Source organism: Erwinia tracheiphila (assembly GCF_021365465.1).
Classification (GTDB): Bacteria; Pseudomonadota; Gammaproteobacteria; order Enterobacterales; family Enterobacteriaceae; genus Erwinia; species Erwinia tracheiphila.
On record NZ_CP089932.1, the window covers coordinates 2,501,355 to 2,528,023 of the forward strand.

24 protein-coding genes and 10 pseudogenes are annotated in these 26,669 nt (G+C 50.8%); 16 read left to right on the forward strand and 18 right to left on the reverse strand.

Annotated features, from left to right (window positions below):
* Positions 1–152 precede the first annotated feature (152 nt).
* Positions 153–566: a hypothetical protein gene (locus tag LU633_RS13200; protein WP_016169705.1), complete on the reverse strand. Its 414-nt coding sequence runs from the start codon at positions 564–566 to the stop codon at positions 153–155.
* Positions 567–743: 177 nt separating this feature from the next.
* Here LU633_RS13200 and rstA point away from each other — a divergent pair, with 177 nt between their 5' ends.
* From rstA to LU633_RS13225, 6 genes are all read left to right on the forward strand, one after another.
* Positions 744–1,472 carry a two-component system response regulator RstA gene (gene rstA / locus LU633_RS13205; RefSeq protein ID WP_016169706.1) on the forward strand — a complete coding sequence of 243 codons (729 nt, stop codon included), beginning with the start codon at positions 744–746 and terminating at the stop codon, positions 1,470–1,472.
* A complete protein-coding gene (gene rstB / locus LU633_RS13210) occupies positions 1,469–2,767 on the forward strand; it encodes a two-component system sensor histidine kinase RstB (RefSeq protein ID WP_016169707.1) in 1,299 nt (432 codons plus the stop codon). Before rstA ends, rstB begins: the two co-directional genes overlap by 4 nt.
* Positions 2,768–2,794: 27 nt before the next feature.
* A complete protein-coding gene (locus LU633_RS13215; protein WP_016169708.1) occupies positions 2,795–4,285 on the forward strand; it encodes a carboxypeptidase M32 in 1,491 nt (496 codons plus the stop codon).
* Positions 4,286–4,472: 187 nt separating this feature from the next.
* The gene (gene asr / locus LU633_RS13220; RefSeq protein WP_016169709.1) at positions 4,473–4,760 is read left to right on the forward strand and encodes an acid resistance repetitive basic protein Asr; all 288 of its coding nucleotides are present in this window, start codon (positions 4,473–4,475) and stop codon (positions 4,758–4,760) included.
* An 85-nt stretch (positions 4,761–4,845) separates the two neighbouring features.
* On the forward strand, positions 4,846–4,926 hold the full coding sequence (gene ydgU, locus LU633_RS26500) for a small membrane protein YdgU (RefSeq protein ID WP_456151885.1): 81 nt from the start codon (positions 4,846–4,848) through the stop codon (positions 4,924–4,926).
* A gap of 113 nt (positions 4,927–5,039) precedes the next feature.
* Positions 5,040–5,855 carry a trypsin-like serine peptidase gene (locus LU633_RS13225; protein ID WP_016169710.1) on the forward strand — a complete coding sequence of 272 codons (816 nt, stop codon included), beginning with the start codon at positions 5,040–5,042 and terminating at the stop codon, positions 5,853–5,855.
* A 277-nt stretch (positions 5,856–6,132) separates the two neighbouring features.
* Here the strand turns inward: LU633_RS13225 and LU633_RS26505 are convergent, their stop codons facing one another.
* The 7 genes and pseudogenes from LU633_RS26505 to LU633_RS13260 all read right to left on the reverse strand — a co-directional run bounded on the left by LU633_RS26505 (position 6,133) and on the right by LU633_RS13260 (position 10,479).
* Positions 6,133–6,291 (reverse strand): Tn3 family transposase, encoded by a 159-nt coding sequence (locus LU633_RS26505; protein WP_016169711.1) that lies wholly within the window; start codon positions 6,289–6,291, stop codon positions 6,133–6,135.
* A gap of 112 nt (positions 6,292–6,403) precedes the next feature.
* A pseudogene (locus LU633_RS13235) lies at positions 6,404–6,799 on the reverse strand (transposase); the annotation flags it as partial.
* A pseudogene (locus tag LU633_RS13240) lies at positions 6,782–6,904 on the reverse strand (IS91 family transposase); the annotation flags it as partial. The pseudogenes LU633_RS13235 and LU633_RS13240, both read right to left, overlap by 18 nt.
* Before the next feature lie 17 nt (positions 6,905–6,921).
* Positions 6,922–7,101, reverse strand: a pseudogene (locus LU633_RS13245) (hypothetical protein); the annotation flags it as partial.
* Between the two features lie 103 nt (positions 7,102–7,204).
* A pseudogene (locus LU633_RS13250) lies at positions 7,205–8,229 on the reverse strand (helix-turn-helix domain-containing protein).
* A gap of 204 nt (positions 8,230–8,433) precedes the next feature.
* The gene (locus tag LU633_RS13255; protein WP_016169715.1) at positions 8,434–8,763 is read right to left on the reverse strand and encodes a hypothetical protein; all 330 of its coding nucleotides are present in this window, start codon (positions 8,761–8,763) and stop codon (positions 8,434–8,436) included.
* A gap of 105 nt (positions 8,764–8,868) precedes the next feature.
* Positions 8,869–10,479 (reverse strand): peptide ABC transporter substrate-binding protein, encoded by a 1,611-nt coding sequence (locus LU633_RS13260; protein ID WP_016169716.1) that lies wholly within the window; start codon positions 10,477–10,479, stop codon positions 8,869–8,871.
* A 275-nt stretch (positions 10,480–10,754) separates the two neighbouring features.
* Between LU633_RS13260 and mpaA the strand changes: the two are divergent.
* A pseudogene (gene mpaA / locus LU633_RS13265) lies at positions 10,755–11,473 on the forward strand (murein tripeptide amidase MpaA).
* On the opposite strand, the pseudogene LU633_RS13270 reads toward mpaA, so the two are convergent.
* Positions 11,444–11,882, reverse strand: a pseudogene (locus LU633_RS13270) (enolase C-terminal domain-like protein); the annotation flags it as partial. The pseudogenes mpaA and LU633_RS13270 sit on opposite strands and share 30 nt — an antisense overlap.
* Here LU633_RS13270 and tpx point away from each other — a divergent pair.
* Positions 11,874–11,972: pseudogene (tpx, locus tag LU633_RS13275) on the forward strand (thiol peroxidase); the annotation flags it as partial. The pseudogenes LU633_RS13270 and tpx overlap by 9 nt on opposite strands.
* A gap of 49 nt (positions 11,973–12,021) precedes the next feature.
* On the opposite strand, the gene tyrR reads toward tpx, so the two are convergent.
* From tyrR to pspA, 7 genes are all read right to left on the reverse strand, one after another.
* Positions 12,022–13,596 (reverse strand): transcriptional regulator TyrR, encoded by a 1,575-nt coding sequence (gene tyrR / locus LU633_RS13280; RefSeq protein WP_016169721.1) that lies wholly within the window; start codon positions 13,594–13,596, stop codon positions 12,022–12,024.
* Between the two features lie 92 nt (positions 13,597–13,688).
* On the reverse strand, positions 13,689–14,729 hold the full coding sequence (locus LU633_RS13285; protein WP_016169722.1) for a TIGR01620 family protein: 1,041 nt from the start codon (positions 14,727–14,729) through the stop codon (positions 13,689–13,691).
* Entirely contained in the window at positions 14,726–16,123 is a 1,398-nt protein-coding gene (locus LU633_RS13290) for a YcjX family GTP-binding protein (protein WP_016169723.1), read from the reverse strand. Before LU633_RS13290 ends, LU633_RS13285 begins: the two co-directional genes overlap by 4 nt.
* Positions 16,124–16,183: 60 nt before the next feature.
* Positions 16,184–16,408 carry a phage shock protein PspD gene (gene pspD / locus LU633_RS13295; RefSeq protein ID WP_016169724.1) on the reverse strand — a complete coding sequence of 75 codons (225 nt, stop codon included), beginning with the start codon at positions 16,406–16,408 and terminating at the stop codon, positions 16,184–16,186.
* Between the two features lie 45 nt (positions 16,409–16,453).
* Complete coding sequence (gene pspC, locus LU633_RS13300; RefSeq protein WP_016169725.1) at positions 16,454–16,807, reverse strand: envelope stress response membrane protein PspC; 354 nt, start codon at positions 16,805–16,807, stop codon at positions 16,454–16,456.
* Entirely contained in the window at positions 16,804–17,031 is a 228-nt protein-coding gene (gene pspB, locus LU633_RS13305) for an envelope stress response membrane protein PspB (RefSeq protein WP_016169726.1), read from the reverse strand. The genes pspC and pspB overlap by 4 nt, the downstream gene beginning before the upstream one ends.
* Before the next feature lie 41 nt (positions 17,032–17,072).
* Positions 17,073–17,738: a phage shock protein PspA gene (gene pspA, locus LU633_RS13310; protein WP_016169727.1), complete on the reverse strand. Its 666-nt coding sequence runs from the start codon at positions 17,736–17,738 to the stop codon at positions 17,073–17,075.
* A gap of 164 nt (positions 17,739–17,902) precedes the next feature.
* Between pspA and pspF the strand changes: the two genes are divergently transcribed.
* The 4 genes and pseudogenes from pspF to LU633_RS13330 form a co-directional block, all read left to right on the forward strand.
* Entirely contained in the window at positions 17,903–18,904 is a 1,002-nt protein-coding gene (pspF, locus tag LU633_RS13315; protein ID WP_016169728.1) for a phage shock protein operon transcriptional activator, read from the forward strand.
* Between the two features lie 552 nt (positions 18,905–19,456).
* Complete coding sequence (gene sapA / locus LU633_RS13320) at positions 19,457–21,088, forward strand: ABC transporter substrate-binding protein SapA (RefSeq protein ID WP_016169729.1); 1,632 nt, start codon at positions 19,457–19,459, stop codon at positions 21,086–21,088.
* Positions 21,082–22,047: a putrescine export ABC transporter permease SapB gene (sapB, locus tag LU633_RS13325; protein ID WP_016169730.1), complete on the forward strand. Its 966-nt coding sequence runs from the start codon at positions 21,082–21,084 to the stop codon at positions 22,045–22,047. The genes sapA and sapB overlap by 7 nt, the downstream gene beginning before the upstream one ends.
* Before the next feature lie 186 nt (positions 22,048–22,233).
* Positions 22,234–22,748, forward strand: a pseudogene (locus tag LU633_RS13330) (IS1 family transposase); the annotation flags it as partial.
* Positions 22,749–22,903: 155 nt separating this feature from the next.
* Here the strand turns inward: LU633_RS13330 and LU633_RS13335 are convergent.
* Entirely contained in the window at positions 22,904–24,118 is a 1,215-nt protein-coding gene (locus tag LU633_RS13335) for an IS91 family transposase (RefSeq protein ID WP_046371891.1), read from the reverse strand.
* Positions 24,119–24,126: 8 nt separating this feature from the next.
* Positions 24,127–24,462: a hypothetical protein gene (locus tag LU633_RS13340; protein WP_052734695.1), complete on the reverse strand. Its 336-nt coding sequence runs from the start codon at positions 24,460–24,462 to the stop codon at positions 24,127–24,129.
* 196 nt (positions 24,463–24,658) lie between these two features.
* Between LU633_RS13340 and LU633_RS13345 the strand changes: the two are divergent.
* From LU633_RS13345 to LU633_RS13355, 4 genes and pseudogenes are all read left to right on the forward strand, one after another.
* Positions 24,659–24,763 (forward strand): annotated as a pseudogene (locus LU633_RS13345) (IS1 family transposase); the annotation flags it as partial.
* A 66-nt stretch (positions 24,764–24,829) separates the two neighbouring features.
* A protein-coding gene (locus tag LU633_RS13350; protein WP_152664161.1) for an IS3 family transposase occupies positions 24,830–25,950 on the forward strand; the annotation gives its coding sequence in 2 pieces (ribosomal slippage) (positions 24,830–25,088 and positions 25,088–25,950; 1,122 coding nt in all).
* 26 nt (positions 25,951–25,976) lie between these two features.
* A pseudogene (locus LU633_RS26225) lies at positions 25,977–26,063 on the forward strand (IS1 family transposase); the annotation flags it as partial.
* 393 nt (positions 26,064–26,456) lie between these two features.
* Positions 26,457–26,645: a hypothetical protein gene (locus tag LU633_RS13355; RefSeq protein WP_152664162.1), complete on the forward strand. Its 189-nt coding sequence runs from the start codon at positions 26,457–26,459 to the stop codon at positions 26,643–26,645.
* Positions 26,646–26,669 lie beyond the last annotated feature (24 nt).

Consider the following 26,669-nt stretch of genomic DNA (forward strand, 5'->3'; position numbering starts at 1 on the left):
TGAAGTAATTGTTTCTGACCACACTACATCTGCTGTAAATTCGTATACTTGTCATGTGGTTAGGCCGTCTTTCCGCACCAGATATATTTCGGCTATAGAGAGCGTTTCAAATTATCGTTCACACAGGCGCTGTTAAAGATTATTTGAATAATTCAATGAGATAAACTAAAGGTCTTCACAGATAAAATATCATTAGCCTGTCTGAGTTCGAGGGGGCGACTGTATTCCTGACGAATAGCTTCAAGCTGAAACTCTGATAGTGGATAAGGTAATAAAATATCGAATTGATTAATGTGCTGTTGTTCAGCAAGGATTATCAATCGGGAAATATTGATCTCATCACTGACCTGTGTAGAAATGATTTGCAAAGCGAGAGCCTTAAGTCTCTCTGACGTCGCATCAGACAGATTTGATGCGCTTTTAGTCACCATGCCGAAGATGGGCATCACACCGTAAATTGCATCAACAAAGCTCCAACGTTTTTTGCAGGATGCGGAAAGAAAATCGATGTAATTCAGGCATATGACCTCACTCTCCAACGTTGAAGCCAGTTTTTTCTCAGACACCTGTGCATCCTCCCCACATCGTTACAGCACTTACAGGACAACCAAAATCGGCACATTAACCATAATGGCATATTTTACTTATCTTATACTATCTGTCAGGAATTAATTAGCGCCGAATCATAGTAGTATGGGTTAACAAAGGGTAGTCTGGTGTTTCCTCTACAGATAAATAGCGCTATGAATAAAATTGTATTTGTTGAAGACGATTGTGATGTAGGTGAACTGATCGCAGCCTATCTGAGCCGTCATGATATTGAAGTTATTATAGAAAGTCGCGGTGACCGCGCGGAAGCTACTATTGCAACAACCAGTCCCGATCTGGTTATGCTGGATATCATGCTGCCAGGAAAAGACGGGATGACGCTGTGCCGGGATTTGCGCGCTAATAATATCTGGTCAGGGCCAATTGTTTTGCTGACCTCTCTCGACAGCGATATGAATCATATTCTTTCACTTGAAATGGGCGCCAATGATTACATTCTTAAAACCACGCCCCCTGCCGTTCTGCTGGCCCGCCTTCGTCTGCATTTACGGCAGGCTGGCACGCAGAATCAAAGCGAAGAAATTGCTCCGGCCATTTCGGCTCAAAAAGCTTTGACATTCGGCACACTCAGCGTCGACCCCGTCAACAGGCAGGTTACTCTCGGCAAAGAAATTATCGCACTGTCCACTGCCGACTTTGATCTTTTATGGGAACTTTCCACCCATGCTGGCTCCATCTTGAATCGTGATGCCCTGTTAAAAACGCTGCGAGGTGTCAGCTACGATGGCATGGATCGCAGTATAGATGTCGCTATCTCTCGACTGAGAAAAAAGTTGCTCGATAACGCAACCGAACCCTATCGCATTAAAACAATACGCAATAAAGGTTATCTTTTCGCCCCGCACGCATGGGATGAAAAATGAAGAAGTTATTTATTCAGTTTTATCTGATGCTGTTCGTCTGCTTTTTGGTCATGGCGATGCTGGTGGGACTGGTTTATAAGTTCACCGCGGAGCGTGCCGGACGACAATCAATGGACGATCTGATGAAAAGTTCGCTGTATCTGATGCGCAGTGAACTAAGAGAGATTCCACCGCGTGACTGGGATAAAACCATTGATAACCTTGAACTGAACCTATCTTTCAAGCTTCACATTGAGCCGATGAGTAAGTATCAACTCGATCCTGTGACTTTTCGACGCCTGCGTGCCGGGGAAATCGTTGCATTGGATAATGAATATACCTTTATTCAGCACATTCCGCGCAGTCACTATGTTCTGGCCGTCGGCCCTATTCCCTACCTCTTCTTTCTGCATGAAATGCGCATTCTTGATATTGCACTGCTGGCCGTGATTGGCATTTCACTGGCGCTGCCCGTATTTATCTGGATGCGACCACACTGGAAAGATATGCTGCGGCTGGAATCTGCCGCCCAGCGGCTTGGGCAGGGGCATTTGGACGAGCGAATTCACTTTGATAACGCCTCAGGCCTGCTCAGACTTGGGGTGGCTTTCAATCAAATGGCGGATAATATCCACACTCTGGTTGTGAGCAAAAAACAGCTGATAGACAGTATTGCCCACGAATTACGGACGCCGCTGGTACGACTGCGTTATCGCCTTGAAATAAGTGACAACATCAGCGATACCGAAGCAGTGACTCTTAATCGGGATATTGAACAGCTGGAATCATTGATTGAAGAATTGCTGACCTATGCACGGCTTGACCGTCCCAAAGTTGAACTTAACTTACAGTCCATGGATCTGGCCGGTTGGCTGGCTGAAAGACTGGATGATATTCGCTCGGTTCACACCGATTTTTTAATCGAACTCAACACGCCGCAGCGCCACAATATTGGTATGGTTGATTCAAGATTGATGGAACGGGTTCTGGATAATCTCGTCAACAATGCGTTACGGTATGGCGGTCAACGACTGCGTGTTGGTTTATGGTTTGATGGCAGCCTCGCCTGTCTGCAGGTTGAGGATGATGGGCCTGGCATTCCGGTTGCAGAAAGGGAACGGGTATTTGAACCTTTCGTGCGACTCGATCCCAGTCGCGATCGTGCGACCGGTGGATGTGGTCTGGGCTTGGCCATTGTTCACTCCGTGGCGCAGGCCTTTGGCGGACATGTGCTGATTGATACCAGCCCACTGGGAGGTGCAAGCGTTCGCTTTTGCTGGCCAGTTGACGTTGATTTACCGCCTCACGTAGCCTAATTTTAACCCGTTAATTTAAGGATCTTCATGTCATCTGCTTATACAAATCTTACCCGGATGTTTACCCGCCTCTCACGATTTGGACATCTCGCAGCCATTGCCGGCTGGGATATGATGACCATGATGCCACTGGGCGGAAGTCAGGCCCGTGGGGCTGCACTGGCAGAATTAAGCGTGTTGAGGCACGAAATCCTCACCGGTAAAAATGTTGCTCTGTGGCTTGATGAGGCTGCGCAACTGCCTCTCAACGATATTGAGTGTGCTAACCTGTCTGAAATGCATCGCAGCTGGCAACAGGCATCTTTATTGCCTGCCTCGCTGGTGGAAGCGAAATCCGTCGCAGGTTCACGCTGCGAACATGCATGGCGGCAACAGCGTCCGGCTAACGACTGGGCAGGCTTCTCTGCCAATCTGAAAGAAGTGGTCAAACTAAGCCGACAGGAAGCCGAAATTCGTTCCCAGGCGGAGGGGTGCTCCCGCTACGATGCCCTGCTGGACCTGTACGAACCGGGAATGACCAGTGCCAGACTTGATGCCACATTTGGCGAGGTTAAACAGTGGCTACCCTCTTTGCTGCAGCAAATTGTTGATAAGCAGTCTCAGGAAAAGATCGCAATACCGGTTGGCCCCTTCGCGGTTGAATCACAAAAACAGCTGGGACTGGCAGTAATGAAACTGTTGGGTTTTGATTTCAATGCGGGGCGTCTTGATGTTAGCGCTCATCCCTTTTGCGGTGGCGTACCGGAAGATGTGCGTATCACCACGCGCTACAATCAAAATGAATTTATCAGCGCCATGATGGGCGTAATTCACGAAACCGGCCACGCACGCTATGAACAAAATTTGCCGAAACAATGGGCTGGCCAGCCGGTTGCACTGGCCCGTTCGACGGCGGTCCATGAGTCTCAAAGTCTGTTTTTTGAAAAACAGCTTGGTCGTAACGCTAGCTTTTTAATGCTGCTTTTGCCTCACGTCAGGGCATTATTTGGCGATCTGCCTGAATTCGAGGAGCGTAACTTTATCAGACTTAATCAGCGCGTTAAGCCTGGGTTGATCCGCGTTGATGCCGATGAAGTCAGCTATCCTGCGCACGTTATTCTTCGATATGAAATAGAAAAAGCGCTGATTGTCGGTGATATTGAAGTTGATGATATTCCAGCGCTGTGGCAGGAAAAGATGCAAACACTATTAGGTATTGATACCAGTGGAAACTATCGTGATGGCTGCATGCAGGATATCCACTGGACAGACGGCTCTTTTGGTTACTTTCCTACCTATACCCTGGGTGCGATGTATGCCGCACAGCTTTTTCAGGCTGTTAAAAAAACGCTTCCCGATGTGGAAAACCTGTTGTGCCAGGGTAATTTGCAACCTGTATTTGACTGGCTGCAACAAAATATCTGGCAACATGGCAGTCGCTTCACTACCCGACAGCTTTTTGAAAATGCAACGGGTGAGGATCTCAACCCATTGTTTTTTAAAAAGCATCTTGAAAATCGCTATTTGCACAACTGCTGATTAAGTAGCAATGCCGTCATAAGAATATGGCGGCAGTATCAATTCCCGGCCCGTTGCTTATCCGCTTTGTACAATCCGTTACATGCCGATACCAATCACTCACGGAAACTACTGACGCCATCTCATATAGTTGTTTCATCGGCCCCGCAGTGGGCTGACACGTGAAATAAACTTTGAGGATTTTGCAATGAAAAAATTATTTGCTCTGGTTGTAGCCGCTGCTATGGGTATGTCTTCAGTTGCTTTTGCCGCTGATACCACTACTGCTCCGGCTGCGGCACCTGCCGCTTCTGCAACAACTGCTGCACCGGCTAAAACTGAAACAGCTAAAAAGCACCATAAAAAAGTTGCCAAGAAATCTGCTGCTCAGAAAGCGCAGGCTGCTAAAAAAGTTCACCACAAAAAAGCAGCCGCTCAGAAAGCACAGGCTGCTAAAAAAGTTCACCACAAAAAAGCAGCTGCACCAAAAGCGTAATTAATGAAGCGGGAAACACTCCCCTCTCATACTGACAACTTAAACACCCGGACGAACCGGGTGTTTCTTTCTGGAGTATCGGATGATGGTACGTCGCTATTTATTCGAAATTATTCTAGGATTAATGATTATTTGTGGCGTCGTCACGGTCAGCTTTTATCTTTAATCTTGTGAGTGGTAAACATTCCAAGTTGTGCTCCCTTTTTTCCTACTGAACGACTATAGTTAGCCTCACTGCTGGTTCCAGAACTTCTGATATTTCTCCACGCTGAGAGTAACATGCGCCTGACTGCTTTCGTTTTAATGAGCTGTGTAACCTTTTCACTTCAAACCTACGCTGCTGCTGACGGTCCCGATCCGGCAGAAGTAAAAGCCTTGTTTTTTGGAAAGGATGATCGTAAACCTGTTACGACAACTGCCAGACAACCCTGGGAAGCTATCGGCCAACTTGAAACAACCAGCGGTAATCTGTGTACGGCAACGCTTATTTCAGCACATCTGGCGCTCACAGCTGGACATTGTCTGTTTGCTCCTCCGGGTAAACCGGATAAAGCCACTGCTCTTCGTTTTATTTCCAATGGCAAGGGTGGTTGGCACTATGAAATCCACGATATTGAAAGCCGGGTTGACCCGGAACTCGGTAAAAAACTAAAAGTGGACGGCGATGGCTGGATTATCCCTGCTTCTGCTGCCCCCTATGATTATGGCCTGATCATTTTACATAATCCCCCTGCTGGTATTGTGCCGATCCCGATTTTTAGTGGCAATCGTGACGATCTCACCGCCGCACTGAAAAATGTCGACCAAAAAGTAACTCAGGCAGGCTATCCTCTCGATCATCTTGATTCGCTTTATGCGCATAATGACTGTATCGTCACTGGCTGGGCGCAAAAAGACGTGCTTTCACATCAGTGCGATACGTTGTCCGGTGACAGCGGCTCGCCTTTGTTAATGAAAGTGGATAATGCATGGCAGTTAATTGCTGTTCAGAGTTCGGCACCAGCAGCAAAAGATCGATATCTTGCCGATAATCGAGCCATTGCCGTGAACGCTTTCCGCGATAACCTGCAGGCATTGTCCTCAGAAAATCATTAATTCCGACCGTTGCACGCAGTGTCTGCTATTACCCTGGCATCCGGCGACCCACACCAAAATGGGCATACTATGGAGCGTAGAGTCTCCCATTTAGTCCCTTCAATAAGTCCTGCCCGTGGTTTGGCATAACACCCGCTGGGCGTGGCATAAATATCCCGTTTCTTTAGCGTAAGCTGAAGCTTTTTGAGTGCACAAAATGCGTTCGCATGGAAAAGGCGTTTTTTCGTTTACAGAGCAAGAGATTACTCGCAGACTGAAAGGATCCCAAGAAGATCATTTATGGGATATGATCCAAGGCAAAGTAAGTCATCATATGGATAGTTTTATCGGCGCGGCCTGTTTCGGCTATAGCCTGCGCCAGGCGGGTTGGCCCGTCACCAGTTTGCCGTGTTTTCATGATGGACATAACGTTCAGTCGCCCAGGTTTGAGGGACACAATCAGCCGCAGGATATCATCCCAGTGTGGCTCTGTTTTTTCCAAAAATTAAGACGGTGAGAAGATATCGCGTTAAATGACCCTGTACATGATTCTGTGTAAATGCCTTTTCTCAGTAGTGGCCGTCCGGGCGGTCACCGAACCCGATAATAAAGCGGCTCATTGCCATGCGCCAGTCCCTCCGTGGCATCGTCCATTTCTGTGATGCGGCCTGGATTGCCAGCCACACCTCCTTTTTCACTGCGTCGTCAGTCGGGAACACCTTCCGCTTCTTGATGGCATCCCGGATCACGCTGTTCAGCGACTCGATGGCGCTGGTCGTGTCGAGCGTCTTGCGGATGTCTGCCGGGTAAGCGAAGAACGTCGACAGGCTGGCCCGGTTTGCCTTCCAGCTCCGGCTTATTTGGGGGTAGCGGCTGTCCCGGGCACCGGCGAACGCTTCCCGCGCCCGCTGACCTGCTTCTTCCGTGCGGGCCTGACAGATGGCTTTCAGGTCACGGGTGACGGCCCCGACCTCGATATCACGCAGCCCGCCGGCATCCAGGAAGGAGGTCCAGCACGGGTTGGCCGTAAAGAGTTTTTTAAGTGGTCGCGGGGTAAAACCGGACAGCACGGGACAGATTGAGCTTCAGTTGTCTGCAGACGGGCAAGCGCGGCGGTGTCGCCCCGGCGCTCCAGTATAGACCTGGCGACCATAACAGGCGGCGGGTCCATGGGTTTGAGCATCTTCATCCAGTCCCATTCACGCTGAGAGAGCTTATCCGCGGCAACGGAGAGCAGGATGGTATCGATGCTTTTACGGGTCATCATGGGGAAGGCTCTGAGCAAAATATGTAGTCAGATCATACATATTTCACTCAGCGTATGGCAACTACGGGCCTGGCAGACGGTCATGTTTTTCAATTTGCAGCCGTCAGGCTGCCCTGTTCAGAGCCTTTTCTGCACAGACACGTTTTCCATCAGGTAACCTGGCCACTGGCGTTCGCCCGCCGCACATTTTCCCCTGACGAGTCCGCTCATTATTGTCATGCCATAATCCGTTGTCCGGATCCGTTTGCAGGCTCTCCCGCTCCCCATATGACTTCTTGCGGAACGTGACCTGATAAAAGTCCTGCAAAATCGTTTTATGGAAGCGCTCACCGATGCCGTTGGTCTGTGGGGACATCGCCTTCGTTTTTGTATGGGCGATATCGTTGATGGACAGATAAAGCTGGTAATCATGCGGCTCCACCTTACCACAGTACTCCGTTCCCCTGTCGGTCAGTCTTCTCAGCACTGGCAGCTCCTGAGCCTCACAGAACGGCAGTCGGCGGCAGTGCTCGGCGTTTTACTCGTATACCGCTTGCAGTGTGCCACTTTCGGGTACGTATCCACGAACGTCTGCGGGCAGATACGGCCCACACCGTTCAGATCGCCAGCACAGAAGGTGTCCTGCGACCCGGGATAGCCCGGGTGAGCGGTCTCGATTTCGCCGCTGGCCTCATCATCATGCGCCTTTTTCTCCAGCGCGGCGATTGGGGCACCGGTAAGCACGATACCTTCTCTGGCGAACTTTTCCTCAGGCGCCTTCAGGCGTTTACGGAAGTTCTCCAGGTCGTGTCGTTGCCATATGGCGCGCACGCCGCTGCCGGAGGTAAACACGCCTTTTTTACGCAGCTCATCACTGGTCCGGTGCTGCACAGGCGCCGGGAACTCAACGGCGTATTCAACAACCGCGCGTTCAGTGGCTTCGTCGGCGCGGTTCGTCAGGTTGGGAACCCGGCGGTTCTGGTTAACCAGCGCGTCAATGCCGCCTTCAGCAGCCAGTTCCTGATAACAGTAGAAGGTGTCGCGTGACACGCCCGTGCTCTTGCAGGCTGTTGAGACGTTACCGGGTTATTCGGCGAGATTGAGCAGGCCGGCTTTGTGTTTGATGATGGGATTGTGAGTATGGAGCATGAGGGTGACCTCGCGTTTTGTTTAAGGATTCGACACCCATATCAGAACCGGTAACCCTCAACCTTGCAAGGTCCGGTGTCAGATCACGTCGCGACTAATACAAATTATACGATAACGCCTTTTGAGACAGAGTCTTAGTTGATTATACCCTGAGCTCAAGCCTGATGATGAAGTTATATGAACCATCCCGGAATTTGCACAATCTCATCCCTGTTGCGCTACCTTGCAACGCATTTGCTCGAGTTGTTTAAGCCCGGTCATTCGCTGAACGGCATGTTTTTGCGCCTGATTTTTCGCTATACCATTGCCGATGCCAAAGTCCCCCATAAAACCTAGAACCGTCAGGTCATCAAATTCGCCTGTCCTGTCAATTCTGTTCTGAACCTGTTGCTGATCAACAATCGCTTTTCTGACACCCTCACAGTCCAGCTGCGTGCTCTCAACCGCGCTGACCGGCAGAGAGGAAGGGTAATGTTTCACCGCACAGGCTGAGAATAATACAACAACGGCAATAACAAACGGCAGCTTTATCATAGGATACCCTGACGATGACGGGACAACCCCATAAAACGGAATGACAGCCTGTTCAGGAAATGGGCCATATTCCAGGGCGGATGTGTTCACATCCGACTGATATTATTAATGTTTCAGAATATACATCATCCGGCTGTAAGCCATATCCTCCGGATTGGTTATAGGATAACCTTTCACCCAGGGTTTAATCAAACGACCATTGGTAAATTGATAAAGCGGCGCGATGGGTGCCCGATCCGCAATGATTTGCTCTGCGCGATTATAATCATCATTACGTTTCGTATTATTCGTTTCCAAGCTTGCTTTTTCCAGTAACGCATCATAATTTTTGTCTTTAAACTGCGCGATATTGCCGCTGTGCGTTGAAGTCAGCAGACTAAGAAAAGTAGATGACTCATTATAGTCTCCAACCCATGAAGCACGGATTACATCAAAATTGCCGCTGGTGCGACTGTCGATGTAGGTTTTCCACTCCTGATTTTGCAACTGAACATTTACCCCAAGATTTTTTTTCCACATAGACGCCACTGCAATAGCAATTTTCTGGTTATTTTCAGAGTTGTTATACAGCAGCGTAAGATTCAGCGGGTGACCCGGACCATAGCCAGCCGAATTCAGTAACGCTCTGGCCTGCGTATTCAATTCATCCTGGCTGTGCTGCTGCAAAAAGTCAGCCTGGGGCGTGAACCCGGCGGTCACATCTGGCGTAAAGTGCCAGGCCGGTTTTTCACCGGTTCCTAACACCTTTTCAGCAATAATTTTCCGGTCAATACTCCATGAGAGTGCCTGACGTATGCGTACGTCTGCTGTTGGACCTTTCTGAGTATTAAAGGCGTAATAGTAGGTACCCAGCTGATCTGGCGTATAAACCTGATCCGGAATCTGCTTTTTCAGCATTTCATACATATTTTTCGGGAAAGATTCAGTTATGTCGATATCACCGGCCCGGTAACGTTTCGTTGCGCTGGACTCCTCACTGATGGGTAAAAATGTGACCTTATTGAGCACGCTGTGTGCGTTATCCCAATAGTGTTCATTACGTGTCAGTACCAGCTTTTCATTGACCACTCTCTCCTGCAACTTATAGGCACCATTACCGACAAGATTACCGGGGCGCGTCCATTCCTTGCCATATTTTTCAATAATCTTTGCCAGAATGGGATAGAGGCTAAAGCTCGCGGTCAAACGAGCAAAATAAGGCACGGGACGATCTAACGTCACCTTCAGATGATAATCATCCAGCGCTGTTACCCCAAGTTTGTCCGGTGCCATTTCACCTTTAGTGATGGCCGTGGCATTTTCAATTCCGGCAAGTGCAGCGAACCAGGCAAACGTTGAGCCTGTCTGCGGGTCCACCAATCTCCGCCAGCTTGATACAAAATCATTCGACGTGACAGTGTCACCATTTGCCCAGTGAGCATCTTTACGCAGGGTAAAAATCCAGGTTCTGTTGTCACTGGTTTGCCAATGTGTGGCCACGCCGGGCACGATATCCCCTTCGGCATCCTGATTAGTCAGTCCCTCAAACAGATCGCGAATAACCGGGATCTCGGGCAAGCCCACCGCTTTGGCGGGATCGAGTGAGGCTGGCTCGTCTTTAATATGACGAACAATCTCCTGTCTGGCTGCAAGCTGTGTGCCTGGAGGGATATCTGCGGCAAAGACGGACGAACTGACAGTCAGAAACAATGCAGCCAGCCTGAAATGTGATTTCATCATCGGTATACCTAGCCTGCTGTAAACAAAATAAATTTATAGCAGGAACTTTAGCGCAAATTATTGAAATGGATTAGTCATTTTTCCTTTAATTGACGGCCCTGCCACAATGCGTTAAGAAGAAAATCGCTCATGACTTACGATAAAACAGGTTGATTTATGTAAGGTAACAGTCCGTGCAGACGGCGTATCAACCCGTTAAAAACGCATCATCAGCCACTTTTTTCTCTGATGTTTTATGTCAACCTGGATAAAATCTCCCGGAGAAAAACGATATGTCATTGACCCACCACCGCTCACAGCATGGCACACTCACGGCAACAGGTCAGATCTACGGCTACAGTGTGCCATGAGCACCTCTTTTATGGTTTCCGGCTCCAGCTACCGATGAAACACGTGGACTGATTCTCGCCGGCACCCACGGTGATGAAACCGCGTCGGTAGTGGCACTTTCCTGTGCCATGCGCACGCTGAAGGATGAACATCGTCGTCGTCATGTCGTGCTGGCAATGAACCCGGATGGCTGCAGCTCGGCCTGCGGGCGAATGTTCGTGGTGTGGATTTAAATCGTAATTTCCTGGTTGATGACTGGCAACCCAGCGATACTCTATACCGCTGGAACAGCAGAGCCGAAAAGCAAGATGTTGTGCTGTCATCTGGAGCACAACCTGCATCGGAGCCGGAAACCCGTGCATTGTGCGATCTGATTGAACAACCGCGGCCGGCATGGATTGCCACTTTTCATGGGCCACTGGCCTGTATTGACGATGATCCGCAGTGCAGTTCGCTGGGGCACTGGCTTGCCGACAGAATGAACCTGCCACGGGTAAGCTCGCCGGGTTACGACACACCCGGATCGTTTGGCAGCTGGCGTGTGCAATACGGCAGGCTGTTCATCACCGCTGAATTACCGCCTGTCTCTGCCGATGAAGCCAGCGAAAAATATCTGGCAACGCAGGTCGCTCTACTCCGTTGGCAACCCGGTCAGGGCTAGCGTGCCACAGCTGAACGCCAGGGCAGGTCCGACATTGACAGCAAGCCATACGGGACCGTCGATGTCGATGTACCGGGCGACGTTGACCAGTAGTAAAGTTGCGCGGATAGCCCGTGAGGTGCAAAGCATACAGCATAACATTATGTCTAACCCCGATTTTTAACCTCTGACGCCAGCAGCAGCGCTTCCACCAGTCCCCCCGTTTTGTCGGGCTTAATATTCACCATGTCATAACGGCCCATCAGACCCGGCAGACGTTCCCTGGTGTGGCAACTCTCATCGCCGCAAATTGGCAGCGGATGGATAAAGTTTTCCAGCACAGCATCATTACCCCCTGGCAGGGGCTGTTCAGCATGGCTATACCTAGGTCAGCCAAAAACTGGCAGCATACAGTCAGGCAGTGGTGGTGGATGAGAAAGATAGCGTACTTTACAGCCAGTTGGTGGAAGAAGTCACCACTGAACCTGATTATGACGCCGCTCTGGCTGCACTCAAATAACAGCGCGTTAAACTCAGTCCAGCATGTCGCTGCTGGCCTTTTTCCCCAACTACCCTTGTTCTTCCGCGTCGTTTTTCTTCTGACCCAGCCCGTATTCACGCAGCTTATTGGCAATGGCGGTATGAGAGACGTTCAGCCGTTTTGCCAGCTTGCGCGTGCTGGGATAAGAGAGATAAAGCCGCATCAGAATGGAACGCTCAAAGCGACTGGTGATCTCATCAAGCGATCCCTCCAGCACGTCTTCATCCATTGGCATATCAACAGAAAATTCTGGCAGCACAATATCCTGAGGCCGCAGCTCCTCTCCTTCAAGCTGCGTTAATGCGCAATAGAGAACATTCTTTAACTGACGCACATTGCCCGGCCAGTTATATCGGCAGAGAAAAACATTGAGCAGTGGCGAGAGTCGGGGACGCACCAGCCCCTGCTCATAGGCAAAGCGAGCAACAAACAGGCTGGTTAACGGCATAATATCCTGAGGACGATCGCGCAACGGCGGAAGGTTCAAGGTCAATACATTAAGCCGGTAGAAGAGGTCCTCACGGAACTCGCCGCGTTGCACCAGCGCTGTCAGGTTTTTTTGCGTGGCGCAAATGACACGGACATCAACATGCACTTCGTGCTCTTCGCCTACCCGACGAAAGGTGCCATCGTTAAGAAACCGCAGCAGCTTTGTCTGCATTCGCGGCGACATCTCACCAATTTCATCCAACAATACCGAACCGCCATTGGCCTGCTCAAAGAAGCCTTTTTTCCCCTCCAACGCATTTGGATAAGCGCCTGCTGCATGGCCGAACAGCTCACTTTCAGCCACATCATCGGGAAGTGAAGCACAATTTAACGCCAGAAACGGATTTTTACCGCGTGCGCTTCGCAGATGGCAGGCCCGTGCCAGCATATCCTTACCGGTGCCGGTATCACCTGTAATCAGCAAAGGCGCATCCAGCATAGCCAGCTTGCGCGCCTGTTCGACAAGCTGACGCATTTTTGGGTTTACCGCCACAATATGCTGAAACTCACTGTCATCATTCACCGCGACATTTTGCAACTGCTGCCCCATTCTGGCGGTAGATTTCAACATCACCACGGCCCCAACTGCGCTTCCAGGCGCATCCTGAGTCTCCTCATCATAAATTGGGGTGATCTCCATAAGAAAATCACCGCCCTGAATAACAACGTGATGGATCTGCGGCGTAAGCTGTCCGCTCTCAACCCAGCGCTGAAAATTAAAATGAGCGATCAATGCGTCAGGGTTAGTGTGCCGCATTTTTTCTTCGTCGAGGGAAAACAGCATCTGTGCGGCCGGATTTGCCAGCTCGATTTTACATTTCAGATCGATGGAGAATACAGGCTCCGGTAGCGCCACCATCAAAGCACTCAACGCCCGGTGTTCCCGTTCGGAAGGTAAAAATGCCACTGTCCTGACATCTGTCACGTCAGGTATACGGCGTATTTCTGCCATTAGCAGGCTGAACTGTTCGAAATTCACAGTGGAGAAATTGAGGTAGATACGCCCGGTGGCCGCAATTTCAATACCCCGTAAATCAATGCCACGTGCCACCAGTAAATCAAGCAGCTCACGGGTAAGACCCAGTCGATCCTGGCAATACACTTCCAGACGCATACGTTGTAACCTTCATCATAGCGGGCGGTCCACGATGATACTCTATTCGTGCCGTGGCCAGAAGCAGTATGGAAGGAATTGTTGACAGCCGCCTATTTCTGCAGCGTTTCCCTTAATCTGGCGATCAGATCCCGTCGAAAGTCACCTAAACGAGGCTTATCATCTTCCAGCCATGGTAACGGACGACAGAGTTCCATGGTCTTAATTCCGAGGCGCACCGTCAGTAAACCAGCACCAATACCCTGTGCTGCCCTGGCTGAAAAACGGGCCGCAAGATCCTGTGACATCCAGTCAATTCCCACTTCCCGCGCCAGTTCGGAGGCACCGGCAAAGGCAATATTCATCATCACCATACGAAACAGTCTGAGACGACTTAAATAACCCAGCTGGATGCCGTACAGCATGGCAATTCGGTTAATCAGACGTAAATTACGCCAGGCGATAAACGCCATATCCACCAACACCAGCGGACTGACCGCAATCATTAGTGTCGATTCAGCGGCACTTCGCCCAATCTCATAGCGAGCCTGTTTGTCCAATATGGGCTGAACCAGCTGTGCATAAAGAACAATGACCTCACGATCGTTTTGCGTTTCATGCAGCGAAGCATGCCAGCGTTGCAAAGCCAGATTACTGCGATCGATTCCTGCCCGCTCCGCCAGTTTTTCACAAAAGGCGCGGCCTTTATCCCTCTCCTGACCACTCATTAAGGCACGCGCCAGATCGCGCTCCTCAGCACGTTCACGCAGGCGCCAGAGTCGTCGCAACTCGGCAATCAGTGAAACCGCGCCCGCACACACAATCAATCCACCCGCTGCACAGCCCACCAATGCAATCCAGTCCTGTTGAAGCCAGGCGCTGTGCGCCCACTGCACGCCCTGTGCAGCCACGCTGACACCCACGATGGCCAGTCCGGCCTTGACCATATTTCGCCACAGGCTGCGCTGGGGTCGCAGAGCGGCTTCAACCGCCTGCTCGCCAGCTCCCTCCCCGACCACATTGTTTTCTTCCGCGTCGACAGCGATAAACTGGCTTTGCTCGTGGTCAAAAAACTGTGTCGTCTTCAGGGAAGGTACGTTATCCGCTTCCAGCGGTTCAGTAAAATCTATGCGTGGCTTTAACGGTTCGCTCATCGCAGCTTATCCCCCAGTAAAAATTCCAGTGCAGCATCCAGGCGGATGTGTGGTAATGGATGTTCGATTTCCGGCTGCTGTGGCCGGAACTGTTCAAAATGAAAGCCCTGCTGCTGCCAAAAGACCCGATCAGGCAGGCGTGGCGGCACTTCTCCGGGGTAGACTGTTAGCGGCTGATTATCTGCCAGCCTGTGCCCACGCAGCGCGGGTAGTTTATTGCCCTGATGATCAACGAAACCACTTTGGGTTGCCTGCACCGAAGCCAGCCCGACGCAGTCCATATTGATGCCTTCAAATGCAGCGTTTTGCCAGGCATCCTGAATCAGCTGTTGCAGCAGAGAAACCAGGCTGGCGTGCTGGTCGCTGGTAACGTGATCGCACTTGGTGGCCGCAAACAGCAATTTATCAATAACCGGTGAAAACAGGCGGCGGAACAGCGTTCGCTGTCCGTAAGAGAAGCTTTGCATCAGTTGTGTCAGCGCGAGTCGCATATCGTTGAAAGCCTGAGGTCCGCTATTGAGTGGCTGCAGGCAGTCAACCAGCACAATTTGCCGATCAAAACGCAGGAAATAGTTTTTATAGAAATCCTTTACCACATGCTGACAGTAATAGCGGTAGCGGGCGCGAAGCACACCTATATTGCTGGTATCAGCAGCCTGTACCAGCCGGACTTCTGCTGGCGTCTCCACCTGCGGCCAGGGGAAAAACTGTAGCACCGGAGCCCCTGCCATTTCGCCGGGCAGCACAAAGCGACCGGGCTGAATAAAATGCATTCCCTCTTCTTTGCATTTCAACAGGTAATCGGTCCAGGCTGCCGCGATACCGGCGAGCCGGTTTTCATCTGCCGGAGCAAAAGGATCAAGCCCCTCAAAGCTCTGCTGCCACTCAAGCGCCCATTGGGCACGCGTACCCTGAAGCAGACTGGTCATCTGACGTGACCAGCTAAAGTAATCCTGCGCCAGCATCGGTAAATCAAGCAGCCACTCCCCCGGATAATCGACAATATCGAGATAAAGCGTGGCGATGTCCTTAAAATACCGTAGCAGCGATTTACGTGAGCGATAGCGTAAAGCGAGACACATTTCACTGACGCCACGCGTCGGTGTTGGCCAGGCTGGCGGCGTGCCGTAAAGCTGCACCAGTCCTTCATCGTAGGTGAAGCGAGGAATGCCAAGATCCCGCTGTGGCATGCGCTTAACCCCCAGAAGACGATCCTCGCGCACCACCGAAAACATCGGCAGGCGAGCACCGGCATGGACGTTAAGCAACTGATTAACCAAAGAGGTGATAAAAGCGGTTTTACCACTGCGACTGAGGCCGGTTACCGCAAGCCGTAAATGGCGATCAGTACCCCGATTGACCAGCGACAAGAGTTCATTCTGCAGTCGTTTCATCACCCGCTGTCCTTGTTATACATCCGTGTTCTGTCTCCACCAAACCAGCTATAACGCGATTCAGGATTTATGCCAGCGTGAGATCGCACCGCGCATGGTACGTCGAATTAATGGCTCCAGCGCCCAGGCCAGTGCGATTTTCAACGGCTGGCGCGTAACCGACTTCACCAGCAGACCTGTCAGGCCTGCCGGAGCGTATGTAAGCACGCCGATTAAAACAAATTTACCGGTCTTTTTCAGCACGGGTTTGATGTGACGCCTGACTGCCGAATAACCGTTACGCATGGCTGTTCTCCAGAAAAGAAACAGGACCCGCAGGTGGGCCGCTCATCATAGCTGACGGAAACGACGGCGCACGCTAAAGGTTTCTGACGTGACATAACGCTCCATATTGCGCAGGCTGTGCTCTCCGCTTTGCAGTTCGCGACTTAACTGTTCAAGCCGTTGATGTACTGACGGTTCGCTGCCATGCCGTGCGACAACCTCTTCCGGCTGTTCATCAAGCACAAACGCCAGTACAAAGTAAACGATAAGAGTGAACATAAATAAGCCGAAAAACATCGACAGCACCACAATCACCCGCAGCAGTTGCACCGGAATATCGAGATAATCAGCAATTCCCGCACAAACGCCTTTCAGTTTCCCGCGCACCGGAATGCGGTACAGCTTTTTACCTCCTTTCATTGTTGCCTCCAGTTTGGATGTTCAGCATCCAGAATCTCTTCCAGCGCCTGAATACGCTCACGCATCTGGCCTGCATCCGTAGTTAACTGTTGCAACCGCTGGCGTTCTCCGGGTGACAACTCATCGCTGTTACTTTGGCGATTGCTGTAGTGAAGCCATAACCAGACCGGTGCCACAAACAACACAAATATGGTCAGTGGAATGGTCAGAAATAACGCGCTCATTGACTCTCCTTGAAATTTAGCCCTGCCTGTATGAAATCGTATTACTCACTGCAGTTCATTTTGGTTTTTAACGCTGCCAGCTGTTCACCGATATCATCGTCCGCCTGCAAATCAGCAAATTGCTGATTCAATGTTTTATGTTTGCCAAAACGCTGGCTTTCCGCTTCGGCTTCCATATGATCAATACGGCGTTCAAACGATTCGAAACGTGCCATTGCCTGGTCGATTTTACCGCTGTCAAGCTGGCGACGAACATCACGTGAAGATGAGGCCGCCTGATGACGCAAAGATAAAGTCTGCTGACGGGCCCGGGTTTCACTGAGTTTTTTCTCCAGCTCAACTATTTCTCCCTTCATGCGGGTCAGCGTCTCTTCCACCTGATCCACTTCACTTTTCAGCGATGTGGTCAGTTCAGTCAGCTTTTGTTTTTCAATCAGCGCGGCGCGTGCCAAATCATCTTTTTCACGGCGCAGGGCCAGTTCCGCTTTTTCCTGCCATTCCGCCTGCTGGGTCTCTGCCTGAGCGATGCGACGCATCAACTGTTTCTTTTCCGCCAGCGCTCTGGCGGAAGTGGAGCGAACTTCAACCAGCGTGTCTTCCATTTCCTGAATCATCAGGCGCACCAGTTTTTGTGGATCTTCAGCCTTTTCAAGCAGGGAATTAATATTGGCGTTAACAATATCGGCAAAGCGAGAAAAAATACCCATAATCATAATCCTCATTGGTTAAGTCTGATTGCACACCGTGCTGGCTGTTATTAGGCAAATTACATGCCATTTTTTATCGCAATGATTTTATTGTTAAATAATGACTTTACCTTAGTGAAATGCTGCGTTAACGTGGTTTTATTCACTAACTTTTGATTAATTTGATGAGCGAATTTAACGACAGTTTGCTGGGCGAAGCGAATAATTTTCTGGAAGTGTTGGAACAGGTATCGCGCGTCGCGGTACTGGATAAGCCAGTGCTGGTGATTGGCGAACGCGGAACGGGAAAAGAGTTGATTGCCAGCCGGCTTCACTATCTTTCTGAACGCTGGCAGGGGCCGTTTATCTCACTGAACTGCGCCGCGCTGAATGAAAGTCTGCTCGACTCAGAACTTTTCGGCCATGAAGCCGGGGCGTTTACCGGCGCGCAAAAACGCCATTTAGGTCGCTTTGAGCGGGCTGACAGTGGCACCCTGTTTCTTGATGAACTGGCAACCGCACCAATGTTGGTGCAGGAAAAACTGCTGCGCGTCATTGAGTACGGGCAACTTGAACGCGTTGGCGGCAGCCAGCCGTTACAGGTCAGCGTCAGGCTGGTTTGTGCAACCAATGATGATCTTCCGCTGCTGGCAAGGCAAGGGAAGTTTCGCGCCGACCTGCTTGATCGTCTGGCTTTCGATGTGGTGCAACTGCCCCCACTGCGCAAGCGTCGCAGCGATATTCTGCTGCTTGCTGAACACTTTGCCATTCAGATGTGTCGCGAACTGACACTGCCACTGTTTCCCGGTTTTTCAACCACGGCACGTCAGAAGCTGCTGGAATATGACTGGCCTGGTAATGTGCGCGAGTTGAAAAATGTGGTCGAACGTTCGCTGTATCGCCATGGCGTCACGGATCGGCCCGTGGATCGTATCATTATCAATCCTTTTCAGCAGGAGCCTTATACACAAAACACGGAGAGCGATGTGCATGAGGTGCAATTACCTGCATTGCCTTTCGATCTACGCCACTGGCAAAATCAGCAGGAGAAAGCGTTGTTATTAAAAAGCCTTCAACAGTCGCGCTTTAATCAGCGTCGAGCCGCTGCATTGCTTGGGCTGACCTATCACCAGCTGCGGGCCATGATGAAAAAGCATAACGTCGATGTGAAAACCAGCGAGGAGTGACCAAACGCTGATGAAAGGAAGAATCTGCGTGTCGCCTGATGCTCAAGGTTGTGATATTACACGCTCAACATTCCATTCAATTAAAACAGCTCCGGTTTTCCTTTGCGGTGGCTGATTGACTCAGCATTTCGTGAAGGAGGCCGCGTGAAATGCACTTCAAAGCTTTACAGAGGTTGAGAGCAGCCATTTTGGAACCGTGAAAAATAATACCGGTCAATAAATTGCGTCCCTACGATGGGATATGCCTTTGATAAAAAAAAGCCCGCGCAAGGCGGGCCGAAAAATACTGGAAGCAATGTGAGCAATGTCGCGCTCTTCTTCGGTAGAGCCACCGTCGAAGTGCAGGTGAATAGTAATCATTCTCAATATCACTTGTAAAGTATTTTGTTGAGAATTTTTCTCATTTCCACAGCGTAATCGGGGGCATTTTGCACACTTTTCATTGCCGCCGCGGATAATCCGGGTTAAAAACAGGCAGTCTGCTGGCCAATTTGGGGTGCAACCAGAGAGTAAGGTATACTCTGGTAATTGCCTGCAATCCCAGATAACTCAATGCGCACATACCTGATTCCCCTTCTGATGGGCCTGAGCATCGTCAATATGTCAGCCTGGTCATCCTCACCGGGTGATATCCGCCAAAGCGGCTTTGTCTATTGCGTGAATGGTACTGTGACCACTTTTAACCCGCAGATGGTTAGTGGCGGGCTGGTGGTTGATACGCTGGCTGTTCAGTTGTACGATCGGCTGCTCGATGTCGACCCCTACACCTATCGGTTAATTCCTGAGCTAGCTGAAAGCTGGGAGGTGCTGGATAATGGGGCGACCTATCGTTTTCATCTGCGGCGCGAGGTTGCTTTTCAGAAAACAAACTGGTTCACTCCCGGCCGTTTGATGAATGCAGACGATGTGGTATTCAGTTTTCAACGCATTTTTGACCGTCATTCTGCCTGGCATAACGTTAATGGCGGCAGCTATCCCTATTTTGACAGCCTGCAGTTTACCGACACGGTGCAGAGCGTCAGAAAGCGAGATAACTACACCGTTGATATTCGGTTAAAGAGTTCGGACGCATCCTTTCTCTGGCATCTGGCAACACACTATGCCCCAGTGCTGTCGGCAGAATATGCCGCGCAACTCACCAAAGCCGGGCGCCAGGAACAGCTGGACCACCAGCCTGTCGGTACCGGCCCTTTTCAGCTGAGTCAGTACCGTACTGGCCAGTATATTCGTCTGGCTCGTAATCCAGACTACTGGAAAGGATTACCCCGGATGCCGCAGGTGGTGATCGATATGGGCGCTGGCGGAACGGGTCGCTTGTCCAAACTGCTTACCGGCGAGTGCGATGTACTGGCCTATCCGGCAGCCAGTCAGCTGGCTGTTCTTCGTAACGATCCGCGGCTGCGTCTGACGCTGCGTGCTGGAATGAATATTGCCTATCTGGCTTTTAATACCCGCAAGGCACCGCTGGATCTGCCTGAGGTACGCCACGCACTGGCGCTGGCTATCAATAATGAACGCCTGATGGCGGCAATTTATTACGGCACGTCAGAAACGGCAGCCTCGATTTTGCCCCGCGCGTCATGGGCATACAATAATAATGCGAAAGTGACTGAATATAATCCGCAAAAATCGCGTCAGCAATTGCGGGCGCTGGGGATCGCTAATCTTCACCTGACACTTTGGGTTCCCAGCGCGTCTCAGTCCTGGAATCCCAGCCCGCTTAAGACGGCAGAATTACTTCAGGCCGACTTAGCACAGGTCGGTGTTCGGGTCACCATCGTTCCGGTGGAGGGGCGTTTCCAGGAGGCACGACTGATGGCGATGAATCATGATTTAACGCTAACCGGCTGGGCCACCGACAGTAACGATCCGGACAGTTTTTTCCGGCCGCTATTGAGCTGTGCCGCAATTGGCTCACAAACCAATTTTGCTCACTGGTGCGATGCCGCTTTTGATGAAACCTTATACAAGGCGCTGCTTTCTCAACAACTCTCCTCGCGCATCGACTATTACAATCAAGCTCAGATGCTGCTGGCAGAATCGTTGCCGGTTTTACCGCTGGCGTCATCTTTGCGGCTACAGGCTTACCGTTACGATATTCACGGTCTTGTACTGAGTCCGTTTGGTAATGCCTCATTTGCCGGGGTCTGGCGTGACAATAATGGGGATAAATCATCATGGTAATTTATGCGCTGCGCCGTCTGGTACTGTGGCTGGTGACGATTCTGATGCTGACACTGGTTGGTTTTAGCCTGTGTTTTTTCACGCCCCATGCGCCGTTACAAGGTGTGTCGGCGGTTGATGCAATGTTGTTCTGGTACAAGGGGCTGTTTCAGCTCGATTTCGGTGTTTCAACGATCAATGGCGAGCCGATTGGTGCGCAAATCAGAGAGGTTTTTCCCGCAACGCTGGAGTTGTGCATCATGGCTTTCACCCTGGCGATGCTGGCGGGTATTCCGCTCGGCATCGCGGCAGGCGTAATGCACAATCGCTGGCCGGACCGGCTGATCAGTGGTTTTGCCCTGCTGGGATTCTCTATGCCGGTATTCTGGCTGGCGCTGCTGCTGACGCTTTTTTTCTCGCTGACGCTCGGTTGGCTGCCGGTTTCCGGTCGTTTCGACCTGCTTTATCCTGTCCAGAATATGACTGGTTTTTCACTGATTGATGCCTGGCTCAGTCATTCACCGTGGCGATATGAAATGCTTATCAGCGCCCTGCGCCATTTGATTCTGCCGGTGATCACCCTTGCCCTGGCGCCGACCACTGAAGTGGTACGACTGCTGCGTATCAGCACGCGGGAAGTGATGGAACAGAATTATATTAAGGCGGCGGCGACCCGAGGCCTTTCCCTGCCAGTTATTATTCGCCGCCATGTGGCTCACAACGCGCTGCCCCCGGTCATTCCTCGCCTCGGGTTACAGTTCTCTACCATGCTGACGCTGGCAATCATAACGGAAGTGGTGTTCAGCTGGCCCGGTCTGGGGCGCTGGCTGGTGGATGCCATTCGCCAGCAGGATTACGCGGCAATTTCAGCTGGAGTGATGGTGGTCGGCGGGCTGGTTATCAGCGTGAACGTGCTGGCTGATATTCTTGGTGCCATGACCAATCCGCTTAAGCATAAAGAATGGTATGCACTCCACTAGGGTTTACTTATAAAATTTAAAATAATTTACATTCAATAAGTTATAAACATCAATGTAAAAGTTTTTGCAAAAATAACACTTTTATGTACACATAAAAATCATTTTGGATACTTAATAATAAACTGGTTTTCTCGGTCGTGACGCAGACTTGCTGATCACGTATGCTTTGCGCTTTGGATGTAACATATGGCTAAAGTTGATGTCGTCTGCCCTCAGTGCAATGAAACTCATGCTGTACGATGTAACGGACATTCAGCATCCGGTGCCCAACGTTACATCTGCAAGCATTGTTCAAAGACCTTTCTGCTCAATTTTAGCTACTCCGGTGCCAAACCAGACACACACCAGACCATTGTTAATATGGCCATGAATGATTCCGGATGTCGCGATACCGCACGGGTTCTCGGTATCAGCCTCAATACGGTTCTGCGGCACGTAAAAAAATTTCGCCAAAGCAGGTAGCTGAGAATATCGACCCCGAAACGGAGGTTGTTATCTGCTGTGAAGCCGGTGAACAATGGTCTTACGTGCGGTGTAAAAGCAATCCCCGGTGGTTGTTCTATGCTTATGACCGTATCCGCAAACGTGCTCTGGCCCATGTCTTCGGCCCGAGAAATGCCCCGACCCTGCGACGATTGCTGGCCCTGTTAAGCAAATTTAACATTGCCTTTTATATGACAGATGCGTGGCCGGTTTATAAAGTTCATGGTTAGGAAACTGAATCATCGTTTTAAAAATTTCCTGACCATGAGCAGCAGTGTCTGTAATGCAGTAATGATGTGCCATCGGGAACGTTATGGTCATAAAATGGCATTTGCGGCGCGTTTTTAACCTGAAAGCTGTTTTTCAGACGCACTTATCCCGCAGTCTGTGCCAGAAGCCATCGTTTCCGGTCGATGTTATGCAGTCTTTCTGCCACCAACTCCGACGCGTGCCTCCCGGCCTGCGCACTGCTGAAGCGCAGTCGGTTGCCGCACAGAATGCATTTGTACGGATCCGTGCGCAGAAATTCTTTCATCAGCGCGGCGAAGTCGGGCTTCTCCGGTTTTTTCCGCGCTTCCATCTCCAGGGCTTCATACACCTTCGGCAGCAGGCTACCCCGTTTACGGTTTGATAAAAAACCGTAATAACGCACCATCTTAAAATGCTTCGCCGGGATATGGCTGATATAACGTCCGATCATATCTTCCTGCGTCAGCGTCTGCTGCCGGTACTGCTGCGTACGGTGGTCGTAATAGTGGTGCACCACCGCGCCGCCGCTGTAGTGCCTCAGCTTCGCCGCCGACACGGGGGGCCGTTTCAGGTACCGGCCCAGATATTTGACGCTCCGCCAGGCCCCCCGGGTCTTCTTCGCGAAGTGGACCTTCCAGCGGCGCCCGTACTGCGCCTGCAGATAGCGCAGCCACTGTTTTTTGTCGTGGATATGCCCCAGCCCCGGCAGCCTGCCGGGGTTAATCAGGTCATAGCTGTGGCGCAGCAGCCGGATGACGGCTCCGCGCCAGATTTCCTCCACGGCATGCTTTTTAAAGAAGCGGTCGCGCCATACGCCGTGTTTAATATCAAGCCCGCCGCGGGTGACGGAGAGATGAATGTGGGGATGCTGGTTGAGCTGGCGACCGTAGGTGTGCAGGGCGCAGAAGATACCGACTTCCACACCCTGTTTTCTGGCCCAGCGGAGCATGGCGCGGGTGGCTGCGCGGAACAGGGCATTGAGCAGAGGCCAGTTATTGTTGAAAAAGGGCCACAGCAGATGGGGCATGGTGAAGGTGATATGCTGCCAGTCGCAGTCGGGCAGAATTTGCTGTTGCTCTGTAATCCACTGCTCCGTGGCCTTATGTCCGCAGGAGCTGCAGCCTTTTGATTTACAGGTCTGGCAGAAGAAGCGGGTGTGGGTGCAGTCCGGGGAGGCGCAGCAGTATCGCTTCACCCCCATGGCAGCAGTGCCGCAGGCGAGCATGCGCTCGACGCAGAGTACGGTCCAGGGGCTGAGGGTGTCCCCGTGTTTATCCATATACCGGTTCCAGGCGTCATCAGTGGTGAACAGCAGTTTTGCCGGGCGCGGGATATACATGCGGCGGATTATCGCTCTGCAGTGGCACCGGTATTATAGTGCCAGTCGTCACAGTCATCGGCCCAGTTGTCGGTGTGTTTATCCCAGGGAGCGAAGGTCACCGGCAGCATGCCGGATTCTGTGGCGATAATAAACACATCGGCTGGCATGGACTCAAGGACGACATCGCCGTCGGGTGAGTCAGGCGGCTCAAAGCCGCGGATGATGCAGACGAGAGGCGGGTCGAAGTGTGTATCGAGGAAAAACTGTGGCCCCAGGTGGACACAGTGACGAATGGCATCCTGCGGAGTGTCGTAAAAAAACTCGTCGGGGTCGTCATAATCGCTCCGGGGCGGAATGGACACCAGAAAACGCTTAGGATATCCGGGTATAGCGCGTCGGGACGAGGGCGTGGGTTTACGCTTTCTGGGGGCTTTGCTACGGGCCATGTGAATGATTTCCTGAGAAATTAACATACCGCAGAGTATAAAGCTGTGAGCCGGTCATGAACACCCTCGGAACGGCAGAGCCGTGACGCTCGCCCTGTAAGGGCGCTATGTTCTGTTAAGTGCAACAAGCCACGTGGTGAGCAAGAAATATACCCAACGGACAGAACGACATAATCTTAATCTTCGCACACATATCAAACGACTGACCCGCATGACCTGCTCCCCGTTGATTAATACAGCGCGATGTTAGTAATGTCTTCATAAGTCACATGAGGACATCCCCATGAAGAAGCGATTTTCCGACGAACAGATCATCAGTATTCTCCGCGAGGCCGAAGCCGGGGTTTCGGCCCGGGAACTCTGCCGCAAGCATGCTATTTCAGACGCTACCTTCTACACCGGGCGCAAGAAGTTTGGCGGCATGGAAGTCCCCGAAGTGAAGCGGCTCAAGTCACTTGAAGAGGAGAACGCCCGCCTCAAGAAGCTGCTCGCTGAAGCCATGCTGGATAAGGAGGCGCTTAAGGTGGCTCTGGGCCGAAAGTTCTGACGACAGACCAGAAGCGGGAAGCCGTGGAAGTCATGTGTGAGATAACGGGTCTGTCGCAACGTCGTGCCTGCAGGCTGGCCGGTCTGTCCCTTTCAACCTGCCGTTATTCGGTTCAGCGTCCGGCTGCTGACGCGCAACTATCTCTGCGTATCACAGAGCTGGCACTTGAACGTCGCCGATTTGGTTACCGGCGCATCTGGCAGTTATTGCGTCGGGAGGGCCTTCACGTCAACCACAAGAGGGTTTACCGCATCTATCACCTTAACGGTCTCGGTGTAAAACGCAGGCGACGCCGTAAGGGTCTGGCGACTGAGCGGCTTCCGCTTCTCCGCCCGGATGCGCCGAACCTGACATGGTCGATGGATTTTGTCATGGATGCACTTTCCAGCGGCCGCCGGATTAAGTGCCTGACCTGCGTGGATGATTTCACGAAGGAGTGTCTGACGATCACCGCCGCTTTCGGTATTTCAGGCGTTCAGGTCGCACGTATTCTGGACGGCCTCGCGCTGTTTCGCGGCTATCCGGCAACGATAAGAACCGATCAGGGCCCGGAATTTACCAGCCGTGCGCTCGAACAGTGGGCTTTTGAGCATGGTGTAGAACTGCGACTTATCCAGCCGGGTAAGCCAACACAGAACGGATTTATTGAGAGTTTTAACGGACGCTTTCGGGATGAATGCCTGAATGAGCACTGGTTCAGCGATATTCTTCATGCCCGGAAAATCATTAATGACTGGCGGCAGGATTATAACGAGTCCAGACCTCATTCATCGCTGAATTACCAGACGCCGCTTGAATTTGCAGCATGCTGGCGAAACGGGAAACATGAAGAAAAACCAACCGACATTACTAACTGAAGGTTGTATCTAATACTGGGGGCAGGTCACGCAGAACAATTTGCTTTTCGAAGTCAGAGGAAATGCACGATAAGATCATCGGTTGGTATCTTACCCTTCATCATTATCAATAAATCTGCGTCACGACCAGTTAGAGCTGGGATACTTACAGTTAGATTTTAGATAGTTTGCAGCGATCATATTATGAGTTGTGATAGTTTTTTACTATCAACGATAAATCACTAATCATTAATATCCATTATTAATATCAAGTTATTTGGAATATGGTCTGATTCTAGTTACATTATGAATGTAGCACCGCCATTCGGATATTTATTCCGTAGCTATTTCCATTGTTTATATAGGGGCTGAATACGCTTTTTTTATGGAGCCATCAGATATTACAGTAATGCTTTCCTCGGCAACAGGTTCTTATCTTTTATTATAAGTTGTCGTAATACAAAAAAAGTAACAAAATTTATTTCACCATATCCTCTTTTATGGGGTTCACTGGCACCGATACAACGATGGACATCATAAGATTTTTTCTTCCTGAAGGAATTCATGGTGAGCGTGCTGTTAGCCCTTTTGCGTGTAGTATGTTTGTGATTACGGTCATGAGTCATGATTATGAAAGCAATAAAAAATATTTTAGAGATGTACAGGAAGAAAAAAATGATAATTATAATGTTAAGGATGCATCGACAACAATATAAAGAAATAAATAGACCATAAGGGGG

What these genes read in the sequence shown, in the direction of transcription:
- rstA (WP_016169706.1), top strand. Translation starts at nt 744, where the DNA reads ATGAATAAAATTGTATTTGTTGAAGACGATTGTGATGTAGGTGAACTG.
- rstB (WP_016169707.1), top strand. Translation starts at nt 1,469, where the DNA reads ATGAAGAAGTTATTTATTCAGTTTTATCTGATGCTGTTCGTCTGCTTT.
- LU633_RS13215 (WP_016169708.1), top strand. Translation starts at nt 2,795, where the DNA reads ATGTCATCTGCTTATACAAATCTTACCCGGATGTTTACCCGCCTCTCA.
- asr (WP_016169709.1), top strand. Translation starts at nt 4,473, where the DNA reads ATGAAAAAATTATTTGCTCTGGTTGTAGCCGCTGCTATGGGTATGTCT.
- ydgU (WP_456151885.1), top strand. Translation starts at nt 4,846, where the DNA reads ATGGTACGTCGCTATTTATTCGAAATTATTCTAGGATTAATGATTATT.
- LU633_RS13225 (WP_016169710.1), top strand. Translation starts at nt 5,040, where the DNA reads ATGCGCCTGACTGCTTTCGTTTTAATGAGCTGTGTAACCTTTTCACTT.
- LU633_RS13255 (WP_016169715.1), bottom strand. Translation starts at nt 8,763, where the DNA reads ATGATAAAGCTGCCGTTTGTTATTGCCGTTGTTGTATTATTCTCAGCC.
- LU633_RS13260 (WP_016169716.1), bottom strand. Translation starts at nt 10,479, where the DNA reads ATGAAATCACATTTCAGGCTGGCTGCATTGTTTCTGACTGTCAGTTCG.
- tyrR (WP_016169721.1), bottom strand. Translation starts at nt 13,596, where the DNA reads ATGCGTCTGGAAGTGTATTGCCAGGATCGACTGGGTCTTACCCGTGAG.
- LU633_RS13285 (WP_016169722.1), bottom strand. Translation starts at nt 14,729, where the DNA reads ATGAGCGAACCGTTAAAGCCACGCATAGATTTTACTGAACCGCTGGAA.
- LU633_RS13290 (WP_016169723.1), bottom strand. Translation starts at nt 16,123, where the DNA reads ATGAAACGACTGCAGAATGAACTCTTGTCGCTGGTCAATCGGGGTACT.
- pspD (WP_016169724.1), bottom strand. Translation starts at nt 16,408, where the DNA reads ATGCGTAACGGTTATTCGGCAGTCAGGCGTCACATCAAACCCGTGCTG.
- pspC (WP_016169725.1), bottom strand. Translation starts at nt 16,807, where the DNA reads ATGAAAGGAGGTAAAAAGCTGTACCGCATTCCGGTGCGCGGGAAACTG.
- pspB (WP_016169726.1), bottom strand. Translation starts at nt 17,031, where the DNA reads ATGAGCGCGTTATTTCTGACCATTCCACTGACCATATTTGTGTTGTTT.
- pspA (WP_016169727.1), bottom strand. Translation starts at nt 17,738, where the DNA reads ATGGGTATTTTTTCTCGCTTTGCCGATATTGTTAACGCCAATATTAAT.
- pspF (WP_016169728.1), top strand. Translation starts at nt 17,903, where the DNA reads ATGAGCGAATTTAACGACAGTTTGCTGGGCGAAGCGAATAATTTTCTG.
- sapA (WP_016169729.1), top strand. Translation starts at nt 19,457, where the DNA reads ATGCGCACATACCTGATTCCCCTTCTGATGGGCCTGAGCATCGTCAAT.
- sapB (WP_016169730.1), top strand. Translation starts at nt 21,082, where the DNA reads ATGGTAATTTATGCGCTGCGCCGTCTGGTACTGTGGCTGGTGACGATT.
- LU633_RS13335 (WP_046371891.1), bottom strand. Translation starts at nt 24,118, where the DNA reads ATGTATATCCCGCGCCCGGCAAAACTGCTGTTCACCACTGATGACGCC.
- LU633_RS13355 (WP_152664162.1), top strand. Translation starts at nt 26,457, where the DNA reads ATGGACATCATAAGATTTTTTCTTCCTGAAGGAATTCATGGTGAGCGT.